This window comes from Pseudomonadota bacterium, assembly GCA_026388315.1.
Classification (GTDB): Bacteria; Desulfobacterota; Syntrophorhabdia; order Syntrophorhabdales; family Syntrophorhabdaceae; genus MWEV01.
Map to the genome: position 1 here is coordinate 1 of JAPLKA010000095.1, position 24,578 is coordinate 24,578.

Below are 24,578 nucleotides of genomic sequence, written 5' to 3' on the forward strand. Positions count from 1 at the left end.
GATTTCAAACGATTGCCAATTGCAGGGTGAATAATCCTGCTCGGAAAAAAGCTCATTCTGCACGATTAGGTGTTCGGTCGTTCTTGAAACCAAGCCCCAAGCTCTTAACAGACATTGTCACAACTCTCCTTTGAAGGCTTTGTCGAGGATGGACGGCAGGAGGGAGTCGAGTTCGTCGGCAGACGCGGATCGAAGACGCTTTAAGGCGTCCGCGTGCACTCTGGCCTTGCGAAGTCGGTCCTGGGTTGTTCTTGAGGGGAGTGGGAACCGATAGGCTAGAAAATCCTTGGGGTTTAAGCGACGACGGCGAACATTTGTTCCAGTGCTGGCCCCAGAGAAATCGACCCAGACGGCTGGCATCCGGAAATAGGTATCCAACACCTCAGGAAAAACCTGTGCTTCATCGACCTCAAACACGGGGAATTCAGTCGAGACGACAAGGCCGTTGCATTCCTCGGGAACCACCCCGAAAGCGCCTTCCCAAGCCATCAGCTTCGGATAAAGAAAATCTCCAGTTCGCAGTCTCGTTAGTCGAGGATATGCGAACTCCATACCTGTTTTTGTGCCACCGCGAAAAACGCCTCGCCCGAAGCAATAGACTCCAGCGAACTGGTAAGATTCTTGTGGCTGGACCACCACGTCAGGCTGACGCAGTCGAACCAGCTCACTCATTGCTGTCGGTTTACTTTTCTTGTCGCCTGTAATTACTGAGCGACAGAATGATTCGACTTCTTCCGCGGCTTGGTGATTGAGGGAGCGGGCTTCTTCGATTTTGGCGGCCAGTTCTTCGATCCGCGCCACAATCCGCTGCTGTTCCGATAATGGCGGCAGGGGGATTTTGAGTTCTAAGAAGAATTGTTCTTTGAACCTATTACGCGTCAGAGGTGTACTGCCACTGCAATCCTGGTTCACGCGATCAAGCGTCTCCGGCAGATGGAACCAATAAAGTAAGAAATAAGGGTTTATGCTTTTTTCTATAGGAATGAAAGTTGGAAATTCTCCAGATACAAAGCAGCCGTCCAGATTATTTTCAATTACGTCAAATGCTCCTCGCCAAGCAAAAAGACGGCTATAAATAAAGTCGCCGGTGGTCACTCGATAAAGTGTTTTAGCTGATGTTTTCGTGCCATTAATTACCTCACGCAGAAATGCTCCTTTGCCATTAAGCCTAACACCAATAAGAGCATATTCTTTTAAAATGTCCACTGGTTCAACCCTTGAGATGGGACGCAGCACCTCTCCCAACTTTACCTTCGGCCATTTAGCACTCATGATGCCCTCTTGATAGTCGGGAAATGGAGCAGTGAGGATCGCGCTTTTTGCAACCGTGCATTGCGTAGTGCAGCCAAGAAAACTCTGTGAAAATCCCAGCGAGGTAGAGAGCCCCCTCGATTTGTAGGGGGATGGGGGGTGGCATTCGCCGATGGATTTGAACAGCAAGTTTTCTCTGCGTGGAGCACCGGCACGGTGAGAAAAGGGCGATCCTCCTCATTGCTGCAACCATCACGTTCATTGATTTCTCCGGTTGATGAGGTTTACGACGACGCGGGTGAGGACATCCTTTTCCTCCGGTCTGCTTTCAGCAATGAGGAGCGTCATGGCTACAAGGGCGTTGTCTGCAATCCGTTTGGAACCATCGGTGCCGTAAAGGGCATCGTTCTTTTCGAGGAACCAGAGAAATAGGGCTGCGGCTATGCGTTTGTTGCCGTCCACAAAGGAATGGTTCTTGACGAGGAAATAGAGCAGGTGAGCTGCCTTTTCTTCAAGACTGGGGTAGAGTTCCTTTCCGTCGAAAGTCTGCATGATATTGGCAAGAGACCCCTTGAGGCTGTCATCTTTTTCAAGACCGAAGACATCGCCTGCAATGAATTGGCGGCGTAAACGTTCTATGAGGCGTATCGCCTCTTCATAGGCAACAGCCGAAACCGGTCTGACTGTCGTGTCTCCTGTGCGAACGCGCTCGTGATCGTAGTCGTCAAGGAGATCAAGGGCGTAGCTGTAGTCTGCTACAACGCGGAGCAACGCTGTTGCCTCGTCTCCGGTCAAGACCTTTCTGTCGGCTACCTCAGCAATTAGCCGGATTGCCTGATTGAGTTCCTTGAGCCTGGCATCATTGATGGAGTATCCCCGGAGTATGTGGTCGCGCAACACATTCGACGCCCAGATGCGAAATTGCGTTCCCCGTTTTGAATTGACCCGGTAGCCTATGGAGATGATAATGTCGAGATTGTAGAACTTTACCGGCTTGTCAGAGTGAGCAATGTGCATTTTTTGCACATTGCTTTCCTCTTGTAGTTTCCTGGTTGCGAATATATTACGGAGATGTTTTGTAATGACGCTTCGCTCTGTATCAAAAAGCATAGCCATTTGCTTCTGCGTAAGCCATACCGTTTCGCCTTCGAGCCGAACATCCAGCGTAATCGCCCCATCAGGTGTCTGATAAAGGGTTATCTCATCCTTTCGCTGGGTCATGGCGCCTTCTCAAGCAAGGTTTTGATATTTCCCATAATTTCCATGATACGTTGCTCTTTATGCAGAATGCTTTCAACAAGTTCACCCGGCGGCAGGTGGGTGATGTCTTCTTTGCCGTGGGGATTTTTCCGGTCAAGGTTGAAGCCGCCGGCAATTAGTTCGGCGGCAGGAATCTTCCATGCCCGGTCGTTTTCTTCACGGCCATTCCACCATTGTATACAGGATTCAAATTCCTCGAACTGAAGGGGTTGGGTCTTGGTATAGTTCTTCCGGCCATTGGGCAAAGGATGTTCGTAGTACCAGACTTCTTTGGTCGGCCCCGATCTGTCGAAGAAAAGGATATTTGTGGGAATGCCCGTATAAGGTGCAAAGACGCCGTTGGGCAGCCGAACGATTGTATGAAGATTAAAGTCTTTGAGCAGCTCCTCTTTTATACGGCCGCATATACCATCGCCGAAGAGTGCCCCGTTGGGCACGACTACTGCGGCCCTGCCCGGTTTCGGCTGACGGCGCAGCTTTCTCATGATGAGTTGCAGGAAGAGTAAAGCCGTCTCCGCTGTCTGTCTGTCGCTGGGAAAGTTTGTCAGTATCCCCCGTTCTTCTTCGCCTCCAAATGGCGGATTGGTAAGAATTATGTCAACACGGTCTTTGTTCCCGATTTCTTTCAAGGGAAAACGGAGGCTGTTTGCGGGGTCAATCTGTGGAAATTCAAGGCCATGGAGCAGGAGATTCATCTGACAGAGCAAATAGGGAAGTGACTTTGCCTCTCCTCCAAATATGCTCTCTTTCTGCAGAAGTTCTCTGTCCTGAACGGTCTTGCATTGTTTTGAGAGGTGTTCAAAGGATTCCACGAGAAAACCGCCCGTCCCGCAGGCAGGATCAAGGATTGTCTCGCCAAGCAGGGGATTGGTCACCGCTACCATGAACTTCACGACAGAACGCGGGGTGTAAAACTCCCCTGAATCTCCGGCAGTATCCCGCATCTCTTTGAGCATGGATTCATAGAGATGACTCAAGGTGTGGATTTCATCGCTGGAGGTAAAATGGATGCCGTTGACTTTATTGATTACATCACGGAGCAGGTACCCATTGATCATCCTGTTGACGGTTCCCCGAAAGACAGTGGCGACAACATCCCGGCGGTCGCCGCCGTCAGCCCCCTGGAGACCCTTGAGGTACGCAAAAAGACCCGGGCCCTTGACTCCGTCCGGTCGTATGGCTTCATCATTATTTATGAAGGCTATAAGCTCATCTCCTGTGATGCCGTCTTCCTTCGCTGCCCAGTCCCGCCAACGGTAGGGCAGCTCTATAGCGGACCGGTAACGTTCCCCCGCCAACAACGCCTCCTGCTCTATTATCTGTTCCGCATCATCCAGGAATTTCAGGAACATGACCCAGGTAAGCATGGGCAGGCGGTCAAGGTCGCCATTAAGCCCCTTGTCCTTACGCATAATATCGCGGGCAGATTTTATGAGACTGCCCAATGATTGACTTGTTGTCCCGCTCTGATTGTTGTTTCCCTTTCGTGCTTTTACCATTTATATTCTCTCCCTCATGCTGCGTAAAGAAGCTCCTGCAACTGATTAACCGCGTCCCTCAACCGCTTCGTGCCGCCGAAGAAAGAGGCTATCTCCATGACATTCCCATGATCGGAAAGAGGCGGCACCTTAAGAACATGAGGTACTGCAAATTGCGCGGTGCCGTGGTCTGTGTATTTATCAAGAAGTTCGTTCAGTATTATTCGTGCTTCCGTTCCGTATTTCTCGAAAAAGGGCTGCTCTTCTTTCCGGATGCGATCGGCTCGCTCACGGCGCGTACGCAGAGGAGCACTAAAGGCAACGTGACACAAAAGGTCAAGCGGATCGGCTTCCGGCTGCTTTGTGGCAAGGGCCAGTTTTTCGAAATCTATGCCGCGCTCTGCTAAACCGGATATAACTTTAGCCCGTTCGCCAGGCTTTGCCCACAATTTACGGAGCGTAGCGGCGGTTGGGTACATATCTCTCAGTTTTTCAGCGGTATATTCCCCATATTTAACGATTCTGAGCTGCTTTCCGTCGGCATCAAGCTCATATACCAGATCAGCGGCAATCTCCACATAGCCTTGATCCACATAGTATTTCCTAAGCCCAGGGATTTTGTCGGTTTCGCGAATGAGTCCCTCATAAGGCTGTTCTTCTTCGACAGACTCTTCTTCCTCCCCGCAAACCACAACCTTCTCACGAAGTGTACGTCCCTCATCGTCTATCTCCTCTTCGATAATACGCGCCGGCTCGCCGTCAAAATCAGGATCAGCAAAATGTTTCGTCGCAGAGCCTGTGTAATCGAGGATGTTGAAGAAGTATTTATTGTAGTCATCCCGAACCCTGGTTCCGCGCCCGATGATCTGTTTGAATTCAACCATGGACCCTATCACTCTCACGAGGACGATATTCTTGCACGTAGGGGCGTCAATGCCTGTGCTCAATAGCTGTGACGTAGTAAGGATAACCGGTGAATCCGTCTCCAATTCCTGAAAACGGCTGCAATGACCCCGGCCCACCGCCTTTTCATCGGCTGTAACACGGCATACATAATCGGGGTATTGTCGTACAAGATCAGCGTTGAGATTATTGAGAGCATGCCGCATCTCTTCTGCGTGTTCCTGATCCACGCAGAATACGATTGTTTTGGCCAAACGGCCATTCTTCTTCATGAAATCCGATAGGTGTCTGGCTATCGCGTCTGTTCGTGCCTTAAGGGCAACGGCACGCTCGAAGTCTCCTGTCTGGTAGAGGCCATCAGGGATTTCCCGCCCATAGCGGTCAATCTCGCCGGCTGATGGCCGCCATCCCGCTGCATCATAGGTTGTTACAACTCGATTTACCCTGTATGGAGCGAGGAAGCCGTCATCTATGCCTTGTCTGAGACTGTAGGTATAGAGCGGATTACCAAAGTAACGGTAGGTATCGCGGTTTTCCTCCCTCAAAGGGGTTGCTGTCATACCAAGCTGATAAGCAGGTTCAAAATACTCGAGAATCTCTCTCCATGCGCTCTCATCGCGAGCACTTCCTCTATGGCATTCGTCAACTATTATCAAATCGAAGAAATCAGGTGCATACTCGCGATATAGACCAAGTCGGCGCTCATCTTCAGCTATGGCCTGATACGTAGCAAAGTATATATCACGACTTTTTACTGCCTGTCCGTTCTCGATTTTGTGCCGGGCGTCGCCAAAGGGCGCAAATATTTTATCCTTCGGGTCATCAACAAGGATAAGTCTATCTGCGAGATAGAGTATCTTTGGGTGTCGATACTCGCCGGCACTGTTCCAGCGGGCATTCCATAGCTTCCAGCATATCTGAAAGGCAACATCTGTTTTGCCGGTACCAGTGGCCATCGTGAGGAGCATCCGGGGTTTGCCTTGGAGAATCGCCTGGACTGAGCGGTTAACTGCTATCTCCTGATAATAGCGAAGGATCTTGCCCCTTGTATAGTGGGAAGGAGTAAAAAGGCGCTTTGGCACATCATCGGCAATCCCCTCTGCTGTTTGCAAGCGTGCCCACAATTCCTTCGGGGCAGGAAAATAGTCAAGCTCCAATTCCTTGCCGGAAAGATAGTCAAATTCTATTACGCCATGGCCATTTGTCGAGTACGCGAATTTCAAACCGAGGGTTTCAGCATAGTCCTTAGCCTGTTGCAAGCCCGCCCCAGGGATCTTAAATTCTGCCTTTGCCTCAATGACGGCAATCGGAAAGTCACGGGTATATCGTAAAAGATAGTCAGCCCGCTTTTGGGCACGACGGTGGATTTTGTCCCCTGTTATTATAATTCTGCCATCGGTAAACGTTTTTTGTTCGGTGAATGAATGAGGGTCATTGTCCCATCCAGCGGCGATAAGTTTCGGCAAAACATATTTGCGGCATGTGTCAGCTTCGTTTGCCATTATTTATCCAAACATTTAATCTGTCTGCTGGGAGACAGTGGAGACATTGGCGAAGACATCGCGTTACTGTGAGTATGAACGTGGCTTTATTTCCTGATTGTATAATTTCTAAATCCATCCATTCCCCCTTTGAGTGCAGCTCATAGCGTGAAAAGCAATCGCGAAAGTCGTAAGTCTTAATCCTGCCGAAGGCGGGACAACGCGCATTGTGAAAGTTAAGGCGCATTGCGTAACTTCCTCAATGCGTACTATTTTCTTATACGCAGTCTTCCACCCTGGAATACACAGAACTTGTTTTCAATCTTATCCGAAAAACCTTCCAGTATCCTCTTTACGGTCTCTGCCTTATCTTTCCCTGTTGAATCCTCGAGTCTGAGGATAAGAACGCCTGCATGCAGCATTTCCGAGTTATAGACAAGTTCACCAAAGTCTTTATCCATTGTAATAATCATCCGCCCTTCAGACACGGCAAACCCGAGAATATCTATATCCTTTGCTCTTATGTCGATCTGTCTCATCGACTTTACATCATAACCGCTGTCTTTAAGGAATTCTTCGACTTTTTTGCCGACTCCGGCGTCTATCAGAAATTTCATCACTTTCCTGAGCTAATTGCTGCCTACGGCAAAGACTCTTTCTTCGCCGACAAGTTCCGATGCGTAGAGGAGAGCAACTCTTATGTCTTCTTCTTCAAGCTCCGGGTAGTCCTCAAGCAGATCTTTTGTTGTAAGTCCTCCTGCAAGGGCCTTTAATATCTGTTCCACGGTGATCCTCATGCCCCTGATCGTAGGCTTCCCTACCATGACTTCAGGGTTAACGGTAATTCTGTCAAAAAGATCATGTTCTTTCATTTATCAGCCTCCTCCCGAAAAAACTCTTCAATATTACTGAATCTTTTATTCTACATCAAAATACACATTTTTTTCTATAACTATCAGCGGTTAGCTTTCCATCCATTCCCCCTTTAAACATGGCTCATAGCTCATAGCAACCAGCAAACCCTGAAGATCGAACGTTGAACAGCATTTAGCTCCACGCGCGGCCCCGCGCCCCGCGCGCCCCGCGCGCGCTATTCATCCTCCCGCCTCAATCACTTCCCAGTGCCCGCCGCGCCCACCACAAGTGCAGTTTGGAGGGATGCCCGTGACGAATGGATTTTTCCCGCGATAAGTTTTTTCTTATTGGTCATGACAACTCCAGGGCGTTTACGAATCTCACAGTTCTAAACCCACTGATTCACTTATATCGAATCGATTACCTTCAAGTCACTGAAATAGGTTTTATACACCCCAAGATCCCGTGACAGAATACAATCGGCATGGACAAGGGCATGGGCGCCGATCAGAAAATCGGCCAGAACATGGAGACGCTTCGTCAGGACCGCCTTACACTGGGGACAGGTTGCCTCAAGGGTATGACCGCATTTGCTGCACAAAAACCGGTTCTTCGCACTTTTTCTTGCGTATTCCAACCATCTTGAACCGGCCATATAGAGGGATTTCTCATTGGAATAAACAAGGTTCATCCTGGTGTCGGCGAGAAACGACGCAAGTTCCTCTTCGGAGGGAAATCGGGCCGCCAATTCGGCGAAAACCACCTCGCAGAGGACGAGTTTTCCCTTGGATAAATGTCGGTCCAGAAGCCCCTTGGAGGACTCTCCGAAAGGCTCCCCCGGAATCAGGACATCGAGGATGATGTTCGTGTCAACGGCTGTTATCATGCCCGCGGGCCTCCCGCACCAGGTCGTCGCTTCGCTGCCCTTCCAAGTGCTTCAGCTTGCCCACCCATTTGTCAAACGGGGATCTGGTAACCACTTTGCTGACAACCAGCAGGCCATCTTTTTCTTCAAAGCCCACATTTTCCCCCGGATGTACCCCCAACCTTTCCCGGACCACTCTGGGAATGGTTACCTGCCCTTTGGATGTTACTTTGGCAACAATCATAATGCACCTCTCAGTAAGGAATGATTTCCTTACTTTTAGTGTAAGGAATGCACTCCGCTTTGTCAAGAACAATGAAGGAATATCCCCTATATATAGTCTATGATTCCATCAGGCGAAGGACTGCTAAGGTTTGGGCGTGGCAGGTTTTTCACTGCCCATGGCAAGAGTCTGAATATCGGCATAATCTCCGATAGCATGGGAATTGGTGTTATCTGCATCTGTCAGGATAGCAATCCCTGAGGCCACAGGATTTTTTTCTTCGTCTCCAAAAAGCTGCAGATAGTCATTAAAAACGTTGCGTTTTTCTGCGACCCATGTTCCCGTCAGTGCACGTCCGCTTCGAATCACAAGCAGCTTGGCCGAGCTGGAAAAGGGGGAGTTGAATGATGCTCCTATTGGTATTGTATCGCTCCATATGTATTTGATCGACTTAATGAAGGGCCAACGGCTAAAAACGACGTATACGCCAAGAACGCTATCATCTCCGTCTTTTTCCCGTTCGTTCGTGCCGCTCGGGAAAAGGACGGCACGCCACTGCCATTGAAGCATCGGAAATTCTCTTAATGCCCATTTTTTCTCATAACCGATTTGTACGCTTGTGCCCTTTGCGTCTGCATGCAAGAACTTTTTATCTGCCTGAGCCCGCACTGCGTATACCTCCGCAGCCTTGCTCACGCTTTTGGATGTCCAGCCTGAAGGAAATTTTCCGACTTCATCGGCCTCAAAGGTTGTGCGGATTGGCGACTGGGCAAACAGAGCCGTAGCCGATAATGTAGGCAGGGCAATGAGTAATGCACATATGAAAAATCTGGTCTGAAATATCAAAGCTTGCTTCTTGGAGTATACTTTGTATGCAAAAGGTGGTGGGATTTTTCCCCTAACGGCTCAATTAAAAATTCGTCATAAATCTTCTTTATTGATGGATTCTCATGTGATTTGCGGTATTTTAACGACTTGTCCTCGTTATATAATGCCTGTGCCCTCAGTGTTCTGATTTCGTAATTCACCGGTATCGGCTGTCCGCCTCCGCCAATGCAGCCGCCGGGGCAGGCCATGATCTCGATGAAATGGTAATCTGCATCTCCATGTATGATCCTCTCCATGAGCTTTCTTGCGTTTCCAAGACCATGGGCTACGGCAACCTTGACATCCCCTATGCCTTCGATAGGAATTGCTGCCTCCTTTATACCTTCAAGGCCGCGTACAGCCACAAAATCTAAATTCTCAAGGGTTTTGCCTGTGATGAGTTCATAGGCTGTCCGCAGCGCTGCCTCCATCACCCCGCCGGTTGCTCCGAAAATCGTTGCAGCGCCGGTGTATTCACCCATGGGGTTATCATATGTGCCGTCTTCGAGGTTACGGAAATCTATACCGGCTTCTCTGATCATTTTTGCGAATTCTCTCGTTGTGAGAACATAGTCAACATCCTTGTATCCGCTGTCATTCATCTCCGGCCTGCTGCATTCAAACTTCTTTGCAGTACAAGGCATGACGGATACGACAACAATATCTTTCGGGTTAACACCTTCTTTTTCGGCGAAATATGTCTTTGACAATGTGCCAAGCATCTGGTGTGGTGATTTGCACGTGGAAAGATGCGGGAGAAGTTCAGGGTAGAAGTGTTCAATGAATTTAATCCAGCCCGGACTGCAGCTCGTAATAAGGGGCAATTTGCCGCCTTCTTTTACCCTTTTCAGCAACTCACTCCCTTCTTCAACAATCGTAAGATCGGCAGCAAAGTTTGTATCAAAGACCCTGTCAAAGCCGAGTTTTCTTGCTGCTGAAAGCATTTTGCCTGTGACAAGAGTTCCCGGTGGATATCCGAATTCTTCACCAAGCGCAGCCCTTACCGCGGGGGCATCCTGGATAATCACGAATTTGGAATGGTCTGCAATGGCATTCCAGACCCCTTCAGTATCATCTTTTTCTGTGATTGCGCCAACAGGGCATACGAGTGCGCACTGCCCGCAATTTGTGCAGGCAACGTTGCCCAGACCATTGCCGAAAGCGGTCTCAACCCTTGTTTCAAAGCCTCTTCCCTGTAAGGAAAGCGCATTTACGGACTGCACATTTTCGCACACGGTAACGCAGCGGCGGCACAGGATGCATTTACCGTTATCCCTTCTGATGGATGGTGATGAGTCGTCTACACCGCCTTTGCTTTTATCACCAACAAACCGTATTTCATTTACGCCTATTTCATGGGCAATCTTTTGCAGCTCGCAGTTAAGGTTGCGTGCACAGGTAAGACAATCCATCGGGTGGTTGGATAGAAGCATCTCAACCGAGAATTTACGGGCCTTCCTTACCTTTTCTGTATTGGTGTGCACCTTTAGGCCCTCTGTGGCAGGAAATACACATGCAGCCTGCAGGTTTCCTGTGCCTTCAACCTCCACCAGGCAGACCCTGCATGCCCCTATTGCCTGAACTTCAGGTAAAAAGCAGAGTGTTGGGATGTGAATATTTGCCTTGCGCGCAGCCTGCAGTATTGTGCTGCCATTTTCAGCTTCTATATTTTGACCATTGATGGTTAATGTAATCATAAAACCGTCTATGTTCCTTATTGTTATTCCTCTTCCCGTATATAACAGTGGAGGCATCTCTTTGCCTCTTCAACGGCCATTTTTACGGGATAGCCAAGGACAACCTCTTTAAAACTCTTGTATCTTTCCGAAAGCGGAAGCGCAGGTATTTCTTCCCGTTTTCTTTCTTTCTGGTATACTTCTTCGTTATAGGATGCCCGCATAGCGACAAGATCATCCCGGGATGATGGAGCGAATATACCGTCACCGCCGAGGTACTTATCAATCGATCTTGCTGATTCTTTTCCGTCTGCGATTGCCTGGACGACCGATGCAGGTCCCCGTACGTTATCTCCGGCTGCAAAAATACCCGTCTTTGTGGTTGCAAGGCTGGCGAGATCCACTTCGATTGTGCCGTTTTTTGCTGTTTTAATGCCGTCGCCGTTCACATAGGATGTATCCGGTACCTGGCCTATAGCGGCAATGACGGTTTCTACATCAAGGGTAAATTCTGATCCTTCAATCTGGCTTGGCTTCCGCCGGCCACCGGCATCAAACTCACCCAGGGACATACGAAGGCATTCAATCTTTTTTGCCTTGCCGTTTTTTGCAATAATCCTTTTCGGTGCAACGAGTGTATAGATTTTCACTCCTTCATGTTCTGCTTCAATAATTTCTTCCTCGTAGGCCGGCATGTCTTCTTTTTCTCTCCGGTAAAGGACAAAAACCTCTTTGGCGCCTATCCTCAAGGCAGACCGCGCGGCGTCTATTGCAACATTTCCACCGCCGATAACTGCTACATTGCCCTCGACTTTGACGGCTTTTCCCAGGTTGAGATTGCGGAGGAAGGTGACCCCATCGAGCACGCCTTCAGCCCGTTCTCCATCGATACCGAGATTCTGGCCTTTATGTGCGCCGGTAGCAAGCAGTACAGCAGAATAACCGCCAGTTGAAATATCTTTAAATGTAAAGTCTCTTCCTATTGCTGTATTGTATCTTATTTCTACACCAAGATCGGTGATAGCCTTAATTTCATGATTTAATATTTCTCTGGGGAGCCTGTAGTCAGGTATTCCCACTGCAAGCATACCGCCAGCCACGGGCAGTGCCTCAAAAACAGTTACCTTATAACCCTTACAAGCGAGATAATAAGCTGCGGTAAGACCGGCAGGACCGGCGCCTATAATGGCAATCTTTTCCTGTTTTGCAGGCGCTATTTCAGGATGGTACGGCTCAAATGAGTTCATATCATAATCAGCGGCAAACCTCTTTAAAGAACAGATTGCAACCGGTTCGTCTATCTGGCTTCTCCGGCACTTGCTTTCGCATGGATGGATACAGACACGACCACAGACCGCAGGAAAGGGGTTATCTTCCTTGATCACTGCAATTGCCTCTTTGAATTTACCTTCACTGATAAGGGTTACATAACCCCAGGCGTTCTGGTCGGTGGGGCAGGCGTTCTGACATGGTGCATCAAAGAGTGCGCTGCATACGCCGGCGCGGCAATGTTTATCTTTTATGTGTTCTTCATATTCATTTTTGAAGAAGCGGAGTGTTGAAAGTACCGGATTGGGCGCTGTTTGCCCCAGGCCGCACAAAGCTGCCTGTTTTATACGTGTGGAAAGTTCCACGAGTTTATCGATATCGCTCTCATCCCCTTTACCCTGTGTGATACGGGTAAGTATCTCCAGCATCCTTTTCGTGCCGATCCGGCAGGGGGGGCATTTACCGCATGATTCATCCTGGGTAAAATCAAGGAAAAAACGTGCGAAGTCTACCATACAGGTGTCTTCATCGGCAACAATGAGGCCGCCGGAGCCGACTATTGCACCTAACTCTATTATCGATTCATAATCAATAGGGACATTGAGATGCTGCACAGGGATGCATCCGCCTGAAGGCCCTCCAAGCTGGGTAGCCTTATACTTCTTGCCGTTTTTAATGCCGCCGCCGATATTGAAAATGAGGTCGCCCAATCTGGTTCCCATGGGGACTTCGACAAGACCGGTGTTGTTGACGGCGCCGGCAAGTGCAAATACCTTGGTTCCTTTGCTCTTTTCAGTTCCGAATTGTGCATACCAGTCCGCGCCTTTTGTAATAATGGCAGCGATATTTGCATATGTTTCCACATTGTTGAGAAGTGTGGGAGAATCGAAAAGACCTTTAACGACAGGGTAGGGGGGACGTGGCCTCGGTTCGCCTCTTTTCCCTTCTATGGAGATCATGAGGGCTGTTTCTTCACCGCAGACAAAGGCCCCTGCACCAATCCTTATATCGAGGTCAAAATCAAAGCCTTTTTCAAAAATATTTTTGCCGAGGAACTTATATTCCCTTGCCTGTCCGATAGCCCAGGTTAAACGCTCTATGGCCAGAGGGTACTCCGCCCTCACATATATATAACCCTGATTAGCCCCTATTGCATAACCGGCTATCGCCATGGCTTCAATAACACTGTGGGGGTCTCCTTCCAGTACGCTCCTGTCCATAAACGCACCGGGGTCGCCTTCATCTGCGTTACAGACTACATATTTTACGTCGCCTTCAGCCTGTCTTGCAAATTTCCATTTCAGCCCCGTGGGGAAACCGCCGCCGCCTCTTCCTCTGAGGCCCGATTTCAATACCTCATCGATAACTTCGTCACGGGTCATTTCTGTAAGTGCCTTACCAAGTGCCATATATCCGTCTCTGGCTATATATTCCTCGATATTAAGGGGGTTTATGATACCGCAGTTCCTGAGAACAATCTTTTCCTGGTACTTGAAAAAATCTATACTTTTCATGGATGGAATAGCCTTTGCTGTAATGGGTTCTTTGTAAAGCAACCGTTCAACAAGTCTTCCCTTCAAAAGGTGCTCTGATACGATGTCTTCAGCATCTTCAGGTTTCAGCTTCTGATAAAAAACGCCTTCAGGGTAGATAAGGGCCAGGGGACCTAAATCACAGGATCCTACACAGCCTGTTTCAATAACTTTCACTTCATCCTGTAGGCCATGTTCGCGAATCTTTATAACCAGGGCGTCGCGTATTTCACGGCAGCCCGAAGAGACACACGCAGCACCTGCGCACACTAATAGGTGTGCACGAAACAACTCTGTAGCCATGTTTCCTCCTTACTCGTATTTACCGAGAATATCCATCAGTTTGGTAGACTTCACTCTTCCGTAAACGTCATTATCAACAAGCACTGCAGGGGCTAAGCCACATGCCCCGATACAGCGCACAATATCTACAGAATACCGTCTATCTTCAGTTGTACTGCCTACCTTTGCATTGAGTTCTTTCTCTACTTTTTGAAGTGTTTGCTGTCCACCGCGAACATAACATGCTGTTCCAAGGCATACTTTCACAGTGTGGCGTCCCTTGGGGATCGTAGAGAAAAAACTGTAAAAGGATATAACGCCACAAACGGTACTTATTGGAACATTCAGTCTTTCCGAGATAAGTTCCTGGGCCTTCTTCGGCAGGTAGCCGAAGAGGTTCTGTGCTTTATGAAGCGCCATAATCAATTCTGTTGGTTTTCCTTTGTGCTGGGCAATTATTTCCTCGAGTTTCGGGTATAGCTCCTCTTCATCGACCTGGGCACAGTTACAGTGATTTTCTGCTGACATTCTTCCTCCTTAGTGGTTCTTTTCGTAAATATTTATGTATCAAGTATCACCTTACCATCAACTTTGCTCCGTTTGTAATAATGGGTATGGAGCAGATGGTGTGCCTTTTTTGAGTTGGGCTGTTCAAGATATTTCTCGTAGATTGCCTTAATTGATGGATTTTCATGCGAGCGGCGGTAAGGCAGTGATTTATCCTCTTCGTGGAGCGTCTCTCCGCGGCGGGCCCTTCTTGCCATATTGCTGCCCCAGGGCTGTCCGCCTCCACCAACGCAACCACCCGGACAGGCCATGATTTCTATGATATGGTATTCACTTTTCCCTTCATTTTTTAATTGTGTGGAAACTTTGTCGAGTATCTTTCTTGCGTTTCCCAGACCATGGGCAACGGCAACCTTTAACTTCAGACCATCCACATCAATTTCTGCTTCTTTAACGCCTTCCATTCCCCTTACAGGAAGAATATCTACATCTTCAAGCTCTTTGCCGGTAATGAGAAAATAGGCGGAACGCAAGGCGGCTTCCATTACCCCGCCGGTTACACCAAAGATTGTTGCTGCTCCCGAATATTCTCCCATGGGGTTATCGGCCGGTTCGTCAGGCATTTCTTTCAGGTCAATGCCTGCCTCTTTCATCATACGCGCAATCTCTCTGGTGGTAAGAACATAATCGACATCCTGATATCGGCTGCTGTTCATCTCCGGCCTGCTGCATTCAAATTTTTTTGCAGTACAGGGCATTACGGAAACAGAGACAATTTTCTCAGGCGGGATTCCTTTAATTTCGGAGTAATATGTCTTCGAGAGGGCGCCGAACATCTGCTGGGGCGACTTTGCTGTAGAGACATATTCGGATAAATGCGGATAAAAGGTTTCCATAAACTTTACCCAACCGGGACTGCAGGATGTAATAACCGGTAATTTGCCGTTATTTTTTACACGGCCTATGATTTCTGTCCCTTCTTCAAGGATTGTAAGGTCAGCGGTAAAATTTGTATCAAAAACCGCGTCAAATTTCATCCGTCTCAGGGCTGCATGCATTTTTCCGGACACAAGAGAACCCGGTTCCATGCCGAATTCTTCTCCCAGCATTGCCCTTATCGCAGGGGCTTCCTGTACCACCACGTGTTTGCCGGGATCATTAATAACCTCCCAGACTTTGTCCACATGACTTTTTTCGTATAATGCACCTACGGGACAGTAAACAGTACACTGACCGCAGTTTACACAAACGCTGTTGCCGAGACCGGCATCAAATGCATCGGTGATGACCGTATTGAAACCTCTCATGCTTAACGTAAGGGCGTTCACAGTCTGTATCTCTGTACAAACCTGAACACATCTTCCGCAGAGGATGCATTTATTGGGATTTCTCACAATAGCGACGCTTGTATCATCAATTTTTTTCTTTTCAATATTCTGTGGATATTTGAGGGCTGTTAAACCGAGTGTGGTAGCCAACCTCTGAAGTTCGCAGGCATTATTTTTAATACAGGTGGGACAATCCATTTCATGATTTGAAAGTATCAGTTCCAATAATGTTTTTCTGACAGCACGAACACGGGCTGAATTGGTATGGATCTTCCATCCGTTTACCATTTCAGTCATACAGGCCCTTTTCATAGCCGGAAAACCTTCAACTTCAACTACGCAGATTCCGCATGAACCCTGTGGTTTCAAATCAGCGTGGTGACAGAGGGTGGGTATTGTGAAACCTGCTTTTTTTGCAGCGTCGATGATCGTTGTTCCCTCATGGACTTCAACTTCTATATGATTTATTTGTGCTTTAATGGCATTCAATGATAGCCGCCTGCTGATTTAATAATTTGTCATGTATCTAACATGTATCTAAGAAGTGACACGTGACATGAATTCATCCTTGAAATATTTTAAGGCACTCGAAACAGGGAGGGTTACTGATTGCCCCAAAGGACAGAAAGAGGAATCTTTCATGACTTTTGTAATTTCAAGGAGCTGATCAATATTTTCTTTCTTTGCTTTTGATGCAGCAATATCATCAATAAGCTCTACCAGCCTTGCTGTTCCAAGCCTGCAGGGGACACAATGGCCGCAGGATTCGTGCTTGAAGAAGTGCAATACGCTTTTCAGCATATCTACCATGTCGGTGTCTTCATCCATGACGAGAATTGCACCGGAACCCAGGGCTGCACTGTATTCTTTCAGATTTACGTAATCCATTTTCACATCAAGCATGTCGGGTCCGATAAAGGCGCCTGCTGCCCCTCCAATGAGTGCACCTTTAAATGTTTTTCCGTTTTTAATGCCGCCGCCGTACTCAAAAATGATATCTTTCAAGGTGGTGCCCATCTCTGTTTCTACAAGTCCTGGCGTTGCAACATGACCAAGGATGGTAAAAACCTTTGTTCCGCTGCATTTTTCTGTGCCATAGCCCTTGTACCATTCCGCACCGTTCCTGATGATTTCGGATATGTTCGCCAGTGTTTCTACGTTATTAACGAGTGTTGGTTTACCCCAGAGCCCTGCATTTATCGGGAATGGGGGTTTGTTTCGTGGATGGCCTCTTTTGCCCTCAAGGGACTCGATAAGTGCTGTTTCTTCGCCGCATACGTAGGCCCCTGCACCCTTCATTACAACAATGTCAAAGCTGAAATTGCTTTCAAGGATATTTTTTCCCAGGAGTCCGTACGCCCTTGCGTCAAGAATGGCTTTTTCAATCCGCTCAATGGAAAGGCTGTATTCACCCCTGATATATACGAAACCCCTTGTACCGCGGATTGCATAACCTGCAATGAGCATGCCTTCGATGAGTTTGTGGGGGTCCCCTTCAAGGATTAATCTATCTTTAAATGTTCCCGGTTCGCCTTCATCAGCGTTACAGATAACAAACTTTTCATCCCCCGGGGTTTTAATGGCAAAATCCCATTTCAGGCCCGTGGGGAAACCAGCGCCACCCCTTCCCAATAAACCGGAAGATTTGATTTCATTTACAACATCTTCGGAAGTCATTGTTTGAAGCGCCTTTGCAATTCCCTCGTATCCGCCGGCAGCGATATATTCATCGATATTTTCCGGATTGATAAACCCGCAGTTCTTCAGCACGATACGGGGTTGTTCTTTCAGAAGACCCGTCTTCTCTTTTGTGATTATTGTCCTTTTCGGGGTTTCAGTGAGGATAAGCCTCGTTAGTGGTCTTCCTTTGAGCAGGTGTTCTTCTACCAGTTCAGGCACATCATTCGGGGTAACATCTGCATAATAAATGCCTTCAGGGTAAACGACCAGGATAACACCCCTGCCTGTAATGCCTATGCTTCCGGTTTCCAGTACCGAGACCTCTTTATCTAAGCCCTGCTTTGCAATTTCTTTAACAAGGGCATCTTCAACGGCGCGTGCACCCGACATAAGGGTGCCGGCGTCGATACTTATCAAAACGTGGTTTCGTACAATGTTCATGATGTTTGTCTCCTCTCCTCAAGGACGGTATCAACCCTTTCCGGTGTAAGATTGCCGATCATCTCCTCATTCATCATCAATGCGGGCGCCACACCGCATATGCCGAGACAGCTCGTAATCTCCAGGGTAAACACGCCATCTGTAGTTGTTTCCCCCAGATCTACCTTGAGTTTCTTTTTGAGATAATCGAGCAATGATTCCGAACCCATTAAATGACAGGGAGGGGAATCGCAAAGCCTTATAATATAACGTCCCCGGGGTTTCAGACTGAACATGGAATAGAATGTCACAACACCGTAAACATAGCTGTACGGGATATTGAGGTAATCAGCGCACTTTTCAATATCCTCACTTGCCAGATAATGCTGCGGATTATTATCCTGAAGTTCATGTAATATATAAAGGATGTTATCCAGTCGTGGATCAAATTTTTTCAGTATCGCATCTCTATACAAAACAGATCACCCCCTCTTTCATTAAACTTCAATCATATATTTAGAAACGGGATTGTGGTTTACGATGTGCTCAGCAATGATCCTTTTTGCCTTTTCCGCGTCTATATTCCCATAAACCACCACTTCCTTCCCTTCCTCATGAACTTCAATCATGGGTTCGTGGGAAGCGAGTCCCTTTTCACCTGTCTGGGTTACCATAACATCGGTGAGGTTACGTGTGGAGATCTCATCGAGGAAGGTCTTAAGCACCTCCCTGGCGCCTGCTGCAATACCACTTGTGCCCATGCCAACCACAATCTTGACACGTGACTGTTTCTGCCTTAATTCAATCTCCTTTGAAGCCTTTTCTCTTATTTTCTTCAAATCTTCTAATTTCATATACGTGCCTCCTTCTTTAAGAACGTTAAAATTTAAATGAATTCTAAGTTTTCGTCAAGATAATTGGTTAAAAATTTTATAACCTCAGGGTCGTGAATGGGCAACCCATCAAGTATTTTGTTAATTTCTTCTGTATCAAAAAGGAAATCCCTTTCATCGGTTTTTATCTCAAAAGAAAAATTTACTTCAGGATTGCTTACAGATAAAATAAGGATCGTATCCTTCAGTTTGCCGAGAGGCGGCAGATCCGGGTGGTCCAAAAGGAAGGATACCTCGATTTCAGTGCCGACCCCTGCATTGCTGCTTAGGGTAAAACTCCCTCCGCAGGTTTCTGCCGTTCCTTTCAGGAGAGGAATACCCAGACCCACTTTTCTTCCGGTTTTCGTAGAGTAAAATGGATCAACAACCTTTGCAGCAGTTTCTTTATCCATCCCTTTTCCATTATCAGATATTTTTAAAGATAATATATTCCTGGTCTTACTCAGCTCAATAGAAACAAGGATATTTTTTGCGCCTGCTGAGAGAGAATTGGCCACTATGTCGGTAATGTGGGCACAAATATCATCCATCATTAGAAGGAACCGTTTTTTCCATTGCTTTCAACGCCTTTGCTATTTCTTCAACATTTGGCTCGTTCAGAGGAAGTGCTGTAATCCTTTTTCCGATATCATCTATATAATGGGCATCCGAAAATGTTACAAAGGGGATGCCCTTATTCATAATAAATGGCAATAGATGTGGAATATTTTCTCTCTTCCTTACCTCGAGGGCATCCAGCGGGAGGCCTTCAGGTACATACCCCAGTTGACTGATAATACTGAAGTTAGGGCTGTCTATATGTGAAGAGATGACCAGCGCCCCCATCTGTTTTGCAAGAAAGACGGCATCATTTAAAGATATCTGCGCTGAATTTAGGAGGAGTTTTTTTTCAAATCGAACAATATTGTCATCACAATCGACTACCACCTGATCACCGAAATAAGAAGGATCATTTTCAACCTCGGGGAGGAGATCATAAATTCTTCTATGAAAACTTGATGCTGTCTCATAATTGTCAAAAATTATAAGGAGGTGTATTTCTTCCCGGGTTTGCAGTTCCATCCCGAACAACACAGCAGTGCCGGTTTCTTTAGCCAATTCATGGGCATAGAAACCATTTTCAACCATATTGTGATCAGTGATGGCGATAATATCCAGTCCGGCCTTCTGTGCATTGATAACGATATTTTTTGGAGACATTTCGAGACTTGCGCATGGTGAAAGGGTGGAGTGGATGTGGAGGTCGCATTTAAAAATTTTCAATCAGCTCAATCTCTCGTTAATGAATTATAGACAAGCCCTGCAATTTCGAAGGAAGAGCGGGAATCTCTCAGGATGGCAATCCTTTCGGTTTTTGCCTTTTCGATAATCTCATTTTCAACGTGCAGGTTACGTGGTATGATAATCCCAACGATGTCCTTGAGCTTTGCCACACCGAGAATATTGATATGTCTCTGAACGGTAATCCAGACAGAGTCCTCTTCGGCATTGGCTATTACATCAGAAAGGAGGTCTGATACATAGCCGCCTTTTATGGCTTTTTCGAGGTTTATGTCCCCCGTCAGGATTTCAAAATTTAATAAATGCGCCAATTGTCCCAGGTTCATTGTATCCTCCAAATCGGGTATTTATGAAGCCTTCCGCTATTTTTCCTTCTTCGGCGAGGTATCAGACATGGACGGAGGGATTATACGGGCAAGATCGAGTATTTCCTCCGCCAGCATCTTTACTTTTTCTCTCAATTTAATGACACAATCCGTCTCAAAGGCCAGCTCTCTCACTATATCTTCCGCAAGTGCACGGCAACTGGGTGAACCGCAGGCGCCGCAATCAAGTCCCGGAAGATTGTTTGTGATCTGATCAATCCGTTCCATTTTTTCAAGGGCCTTGGAAACATCATTATCCAGCGTCATAATGGGACGCGGTTGAATGAGCTCGGTGGATTTGAAAGTACCCTTTTCGTAGATGTCTGACAGTTCCTTGTCCGTATAAAAAGATGTCTGGTTGGTCTGTTTTTCGATAAGGTGACGCAGCCTTACCCTCCCCACGAATAGATTCTGGATATTCAGGGGCCCGCCGACACAACCGCCGGTACATGCCTGAAGCTCCATAAAATCAACGTCTTTGAGTTCACCGCGTTCAACCTCTTCGAGGAGGCTTATTACATTATGGATACCGCTTACTGCGAGTGAGGTTCCATACCCTATGCTTTTCGATTCCCCGGTAATGTAACCCCAGCCTATACCTGAGCTTGTTGCCTTGTTGAGTCTGGGAGACGTTTCGTGGTGTTTCTTTGCAAGGTGCTTCACGATATCCTTATAGATGAGGTTTGCGCCAATCACCCCGTCAACGGCAGATTGTTTTGTAGAAATGGGGTTTTTTGTTTCCGTCACTTTGGCCGGGCAGGGAGAGATGAAGAAGGCGCCGATATCTTTTTGAGAAAGCCCTGTCCTTTTCTGAGCTTCTTCCTTTGCCATTCTTGCCGCTACCTCCATGGGGGTGAGGATGGGTATAACCTGTTCAAGAAGTTCGGGGAATTTGATCTGCATGAGACGCAAAACAGCAGGACAGGCAGATGAGAAAAGTGGTTTTTTCCTTTTGTAAGCTTTGAGATATTTGTGGACAATAGAGGCGACAACCTCTGCCGCTAAAGCAACTTCAAAGACATCATCAAAACCGAGATGAAAAAAGGAATTCAGGATATCTTCAATATTTTCGCTGTTTTTAAATTGACCAAAAAAGGAGGGAGCGGGAAGGGCTATACGGTATTTATACTCTGAAAGCTTATCCATTTCATCGGTTAAGGCAATTTTAGCGTGATTTTGACAGACCCGTATGCATTCGCCACAGTCGATACACCGTTCCTGGGTAATCTGCGCCTTTCCATCGTGCACCCGTATTGCCTCCATGGGACAGCGCTTGATACAGTTGGTACAGCCTTTGCATTTTTCATAGTCGAGACGGACTGAATGAAACTGGTTATACATACATAGTTCCTGTTTCAACCTGTTTTGTATCGGCAGGGTTAAGATATATGGTTGCCCTCAATGTCGTGCCAAAGCCTATCGTGGTTTTAATATCCAGCTCATTAGAACATTGCTTGATATTGGGCAGACCCATACCTGCACCGAAACCCATTTCACGAACTTCATTGGGAGCTGTCGAATATCCTTCTTTCATGGCCAATTCAATATCGGGAATACCTTCTCCAACATCTTCCGATAAAACAACCACCTGGTCCGGAGCGATAATGATCTTGATTTCTCCGTGATTTGAATGAATAACTATGTTCATTGCTGCCTCATAAACAATAATGGCAATATTTTTTACAATTTCCTGTTTTAATCCTAACTGCTGAAGAGCCTTTTTTGTCTTTGATGCCGACTCTCCGGCTATGAGAAAATCTTTTTCATCTATTTTGAATCTCAATGTTAATTGAGGTTTGTTTGCTGCTGGTTGGCAAGGGCTGCTTACCACGCCTTTCCTCTCGTGCATCCCTCAACCCCGTTTGAAAACAGTAAACCACAGGCGTTAAATATCAGCAAAGGGGTTGACAAAAGGGGAATGTTTCCGTGATCGAGATTGTTAATAATGTCCTCTGAGGGTTTTTTGCCACCCACGAAAACCACGCCTATGGCATCCATCACCTCTGCTGTATGAATTACATGCGGGTTTGTAAGGGAAGTAATGAGAAGGGTATCAGAGCTGGCAAAGGAGAGCATTTCGCTGATAAGATCGCATGCGAAAGCTGTCTTTACTTCCCGGTCCAGTAGATGCTCTCCACAGATTACTTCAGCATTCAAGATATCTTGTACTTCTTTTAAAGTCATATCGTTGTCCTCACCTTCTCGCCATTTGAAAGCTGCTTTTGTTGCGTAGCTTAAACAGATTTATAGTTTTAGATAGATTGTAAAACCTTACAGGTCTTATCGGCTTTATGAAAGTCCATGCAAACTATACATATGCTCCCATGATATAGTTGTTGAGATGCTCGATCATAATTCCCTGCGCTTCGATAATCGCCTTCAAGACGTCACCTATGGAGATGACACCAACAAGCTTATCTCCATCCATGACCGGCAGGTGGCGTATCCTTTTTTCTGTCATCAAAGCCATGCATTCTTCGACGGAAGATGTCGGGTTGACAGCAAAAAGCTCGCTCGTCATGATTTCTTTGACATATGTTTCTTTTGAAGATCTGCCTTTCAGGAATACTTTTCTTGCATAATCACGTTCAGTGAGTATGCCCTCGACCCTTCCTTTATCATTTATTACCATCAGTGCACCGACTCCCTTTTCACTCATAAGTTCCAGGGAACGGTATACAATGGCATCAGGCAAAATCGACCAAACTTCACGCCCCTTCTTTTCTAAAATCTTTCCAACTTTTTCCATATGGTGCTCCTTTTTTAAGGTACTTGTTCTCGAAATAAAATATAAAAAAAAGAATTATTATGCAAGGGTTATTTTTTCCTTTGCAGCCTCTGAATATTACCTGATATTGGTACTCTTGCAAGGCATGCTTTTCTCATTTTTAACATTGACATTACTTCCGTAAATAATATATTAAATTTAAACTAAAACTATGTCATCATCTTCCAATAAAGTATAAAAAGGAGCATATATGGATCAAATTACCTTAACAATCGACGGGCGTACGGTACGGGGAGAGAAGGGCCAAACTGTTCTTGAGGTTGCATTAAAGAGCGGAATAAATGTTCCTTATCTCTGCTACCACCCAAAGATAAGCAAAACAGGCGCTTGCCGGGTGTGCCTTGTGAGAATTAACGGGACAATGCTTAAGGCCTCCTGCGTGGAGCCAATAACCGAAGGGATGACGGTTATAACAGAAGATGAAGAAATTGTAAAAATAAGAAAATGGATTTTAGAGCTGCTTCTCTCTGATGGCGACCACAATTGCCTGTATTGTGAGGCGAATGGTGCATGTGAATTCCAGGCCCTGATCCAGCGCTACAATATTGGCGAAGTCAAGCCTGACCGTCAGAGGGATGTCAAAGAGATAGATTATGAATCAAGTAACGCCTTAAGAAGAAATGAGAACAGGTGTATACTTTGTGGAAGATGTGTGAAAGGATGCAAGGAGATTCAGGTATCCAATGTGTGGAGTTTTGCAGAAAGGGGGAGTCATACCCACCTTGTTGCGGATGATGGAAAGAAGATAGGTGAATCGAGCTGTGTAAAATGCGGGACCTGTTCCCAATTGTGTCCCACCGGCGCAATTACATTCCAGACAGTCTCCGGAAGGGGCGCAAACTGGGAGCTTACCAGCATACCAAGTATCTGTATATACTGCGGGGTGGGGTGTAAGATTGATTTCTACAAAAACAGGGAAGGTATTCTTGTGAAGACCATGGGCAACAACACCGGCCCCAATAATGGACACCTTTGCGTAAAAGGGAGGTTTGGTTTTGATTTTGTTCAGAGCGATAAAAGGTTGACCACACCACTTATAAAGAAAAATGGTGTGCTTGAAGAAGCAAGCTGGGATGAAGCGCTTGATCTTGTTGCGACCCGGTTAACAGAGATAAAGGAAAAGTATGGCTCTGACTCGATAGGCTCTTTATCCTCGGCAAAATGCACCAATGAAGAGAACTATCTTATGCAAAAATTTATGCGCGGCGTGATCGGGACAAATAACGTTGATCACTGCGCACGTCGCTGACACAGCTCAACTGTCGCCGGTCTGGCGGCTGTGTTCGGTTCTGGAGCAATGACAAATTCTATAAGGGAGACCGAGGTTTCCCAGGGGTTTCTGGTGATTGGTTCGAATACGACAGAGAACCATCC

General features: G+C 46.8%; 23 protein-coding genes and 3 pseudogenes. 1 reads left to right on the plus strand and 25 read right to left on the minus strand.

What is annotated here, in order from left to right; all coding sequences use genetic code 11:
* Positions 1-117: 117 nt before the first annotated feature.
* From NTX75_13855 to NTX75_13975, 25 genes and pseudogenes are all read right to left on the minus strand, one after another.
* Positions 118-1,272, minus strand: a complete 1,155-nt coding sequence (locus NTX75_13855) for a restriction endonuclease subunit S (GenBank protein MCX5817301.1) — start codon at positions 1,270-1,272, stop codon at positions 118-120.
* A 237-nt stretch (positions 1,273-1,509) separates the two neighbouring features.
* Positions 1,510-2,472 carry a virulence protein RhuM/Fic/DOC family protein gene (locus tag NTX75_13860; GenBank protein MCX5817302.1) on the minus strand — a complete coding sequence of 321 codons (963 nt, stop codon included), beginning with the start codon at positions 2,470-2,472 and terminating at the stop codon, positions 1,510-1,512.
* Entirely contained in the window at positions 2,469-4,010 is a 1,542-nt protein-coding gene (locus NTX75_13865) for a class I SAM-dependent DNA methyltransferase (protein ID MCX5817303.1), read from the minus strand. Before NTX75_13865 ends, NTX75_13860 begins: the two co-directional genes overlap by 4 nt.
* Before the next feature lie 14 nt (positions 4,011-4,024).
* On the minus strand, positions 4,025-6,394 hold the full coding sequence (locus tag NTX75_13870) for a DEAD/DEAH box helicase family protein (protein ID MCX5817304.1): 2,370 nt from the start codon (positions 6,392-6,394) through the stop codon (positions 4,025-4,027).
* Between the two features lie 248 nt (positions 6,395-6,642).
* On the minus strand, positions 6,643-6,990 hold the full coding sequence (locus tag NTX75_13875) for a DUF5615 family PIN-like protein (GenBank protein MCX5817305.1): 348 nt from the start codon (positions 6,988-6,990) through the stop codon (positions 6,643-6,645).
* A gap of 12 nt (positions 6,991-7,002) precedes the next feature.
* Positions 7,003-7,245 (minus strand): DUF433 domain-containing protein, encoded by a 243-nt coding sequence (locus tag NTX75_13880; GenBank protein ID MCX5817306.1) that lies wholly within the window; start codon positions 7,243-7,245, stop codon positions 7,003-7,005.
* A 389-nt stretch (positions 7,246-7,634) separates the two neighbouring features.
* Positions 7,635-8,114, minus strand: coding sequence for a type II toxin-antitoxin system VapC family toxin (locus NTX75_13885; GenBank protein ID MCX5817307.1), 480 nt, complete (start codon positions 8,112-8,114; stop codon positions 7,635-7,637).
* Positions 8,098-8,337, minus strand: coding sequence for an AbrB/MazE/SpoVT family DNA-binding domain-containing protein (locus NTX75_13890; protein ID MCX5817308.1), 240 nt, complete (start codon positions 8,335-8,337; stop codon positions 8,098-8,100). The genes NTX75_13885 and NTX75_13890 overlap by 17 nt, the downstream gene beginning before the upstream one ends.
* Positions 8,338-8,460: 123 nt before the next feature.
* Positions 8,461-9,162 (minus strand): DUF3047 domain-containing protein, encoded by a 702-nt coding sequence (locus tag NTX75_13895; GenBank protein ID MCX5817309.1) that lies wholly within the window; start codon positions 9,160-9,162, stop codon positions 8,461-8,463.
* A complete protein-coding gene (locus NTX75_13900; GenBank protein ID MCX5817310.1) occupies positions 9,159-10,880 on the minus strand; it encodes an NADH-dependent [FeFe] hydrogenase, group A6 in 1,722 nt (573 codons plus the stop codon). The genes NTX75_13895 and NTX75_13900 overlap by 4 nt, the downstream gene beginning before the upstream one ends.
* Before the next feature lie 23 nt (positions 10,881-10,903).
* Positions 10,904-12,073, minus strand: a pseudogene (locus tag NTX75_13905) (FAD-dependent oxidoreductase).
* 39 nt (positions 12,074-12,112) lie between these two features.
* A pseudogene (gene nuoF / locus NTX75_13910) lies at positions 12,113-13,642 on the minus strand (NADH-quinone oxidoreductase subunit NuoF).
* A gap of 84 nt (positions 13,643-13,726) precedes the next feature.
* A pseudogene (locus NTX75_13915) lies at positions 13,727-13,963 on the minus strand ((2Fe-2S) ferredoxin domain-containing protein).
* Positions 13,964-13,972: 9 nt separating this feature from the next.
* Complete coding sequence (locus NTX75_13920) at positions 13,973-14,470, minus strand: NAD(P)H-dependent oxidoreductase subunit E (GenBank protein MCX5817311.1); 498 nt, start codon at positions 14,468-14,470, stop codon at positions 13,973-13,975.
* Between the two features lie 32 nt (positions 14,471-14,502).
* Positions 14,503-16,266, minus strand: coding sequence for an NADH-dependent [FeFe] hydrogenase, group A6 (locus NTX75_13925; GenBank protein MCX5817312.1), 1,764 nt, complete (start codon positions 16,264-16,266; stop codon positions 14,503-14,505).
* 48 nt (positions 16,267-16,314) lie between these two features.
* Positions 16,315-17,898 (minus strand): NADH-quinone oxidoreductase subunit NuoF, encoded by a 1,584-nt coding sequence (nuoF, locus tag NTX75_13930; GenBank protein ID MCX5817313.1) that lies wholly within the window; start codon positions 17,896-17,898, stop codon positions 16,315-16,317.
* On the minus strand, positions 17,895-18,353 hold the full coding sequence (locus NTX75_13935) for an NAD(P)H-dependent oxidoreductase subunit E (protein ID MCX5817314.1): 459 nt from the start codon (positions 18,351-18,353) through the stop codon (positions 17,895-17,897). The genes nuoF (NTX75_13930) and NTX75_13935 overlap by 4 nt, the downstream gene beginning before the upstream one ends.
* A 21-nt stretch (positions 18,354-18,374) precedes the next feature.
* Positions 18,375-18,731, minus strand: coding sequence for a (2Fe-2S) ferredoxin domain-containing protein (locus tag NTX75_13940; protein MCX5817315.1), 357 nt, complete (start codon positions 18,729-18,731; stop codon positions 18,375-18,377).
* Positions 18,732-18,763: 32 nt separating this feature from the next.
* A complete protein-coding gene (locus NTX75_13945; protein MCX5817316.1) occupies positions 18,764-19,303 on the minus strand; it encodes a sensor histidine kinase in 540 nt (179 codons plus the stop codon).
* On the minus strand, positions 19,293-20,033 hold the full coding sequence (locus tag NTX75_13950) for a PHP domain-containing protein (GenBank protein MCX5817317.1): 741 nt from the start codon (positions 20,031-20,033) through the stop codon (positions 19,293-19,295). Before NTX75_13950 ends, NTX75_13945 begins: the two co-directional genes overlap by 11 nt.
* Positions 20,034-20,038: 5 nt before the next feature.
* A complete protein-coding gene (locus tag NTX75_13955; GenBank protein ID MCX5817318.1) occupies positions 20,039-20,377 on the minus strand; it encodes an AraC family transcriptional regulator in 339 nt (112 codons plus the stop codon).
* 36 nt (positions 20,378-20,413) lie between these two features.
* Positions 20,414-21,757 (minus strand): 4Fe-4S binding protein, encoded by a 1,344-nt coding sequence (locus tag NTX75_13960; GenBank protein ID MCX5817319.1) that lies wholly within the window; start codon positions 21,755-21,757, stop codon positions 20,414-20,416.
* Complete coding sequence (locus NTX75_13965) at positions 21,750-22,265, minus strand: ATP-binding protein (GenBank protein MCX5817320.1); 516 nt, start codon at positions 22,263-22,265, stop codon at positions 21,750-21,752. Before NTX75_13965 ends, NTX75_13960 begins: the two co-directional genes overlap by 8 nt.
* Positions 22,241-22,600, minus strand: coding sequence for a DRTGG domain-containing protein (locus NTX75_13970; protein ID MCX5817321.1), 360 nt, complete (start codon positions 22,598-22,600; stop codon positions 22,241-22,243). The genes NTX75_13965 and NTX75_13970 overlap by 25 nt, the downstream gene beginning before the upstream one ends.
* 124 nt (positions 22,601-22,724) lie before the next feature.
* Positions 22,725-23,165 (minus strand): CBS domain-containing protein, encoded by a 441-nt coding sequence (locus NTX75_13975; protein MCX5817322.1) that lies wholly within the window; start codon positions 23,163-23,165, stop codon positions 22,725-22,727.
* A gap of 229 nt (positions 23,166-23,394) precedes the next feature.
* Between NTX75_13975 and NTX75_13980 the strand changes: the two genes are divergently transcribed.
* Positions 23,395-24,453 (plus strand): 2Fe-2S iron-sulfur cluster-binding protein, encoded by a 1,059-nt coding sequence (locus NTX75_13980; GenBank protein MCX5817323.1) that lies wholly within the window; start codon positions 23,395-23,397, stop codon positions 24,451-24,453.
* The last annotated feature ends 125 nt before the right edge of the window (positions 24,454-24,578 follow it).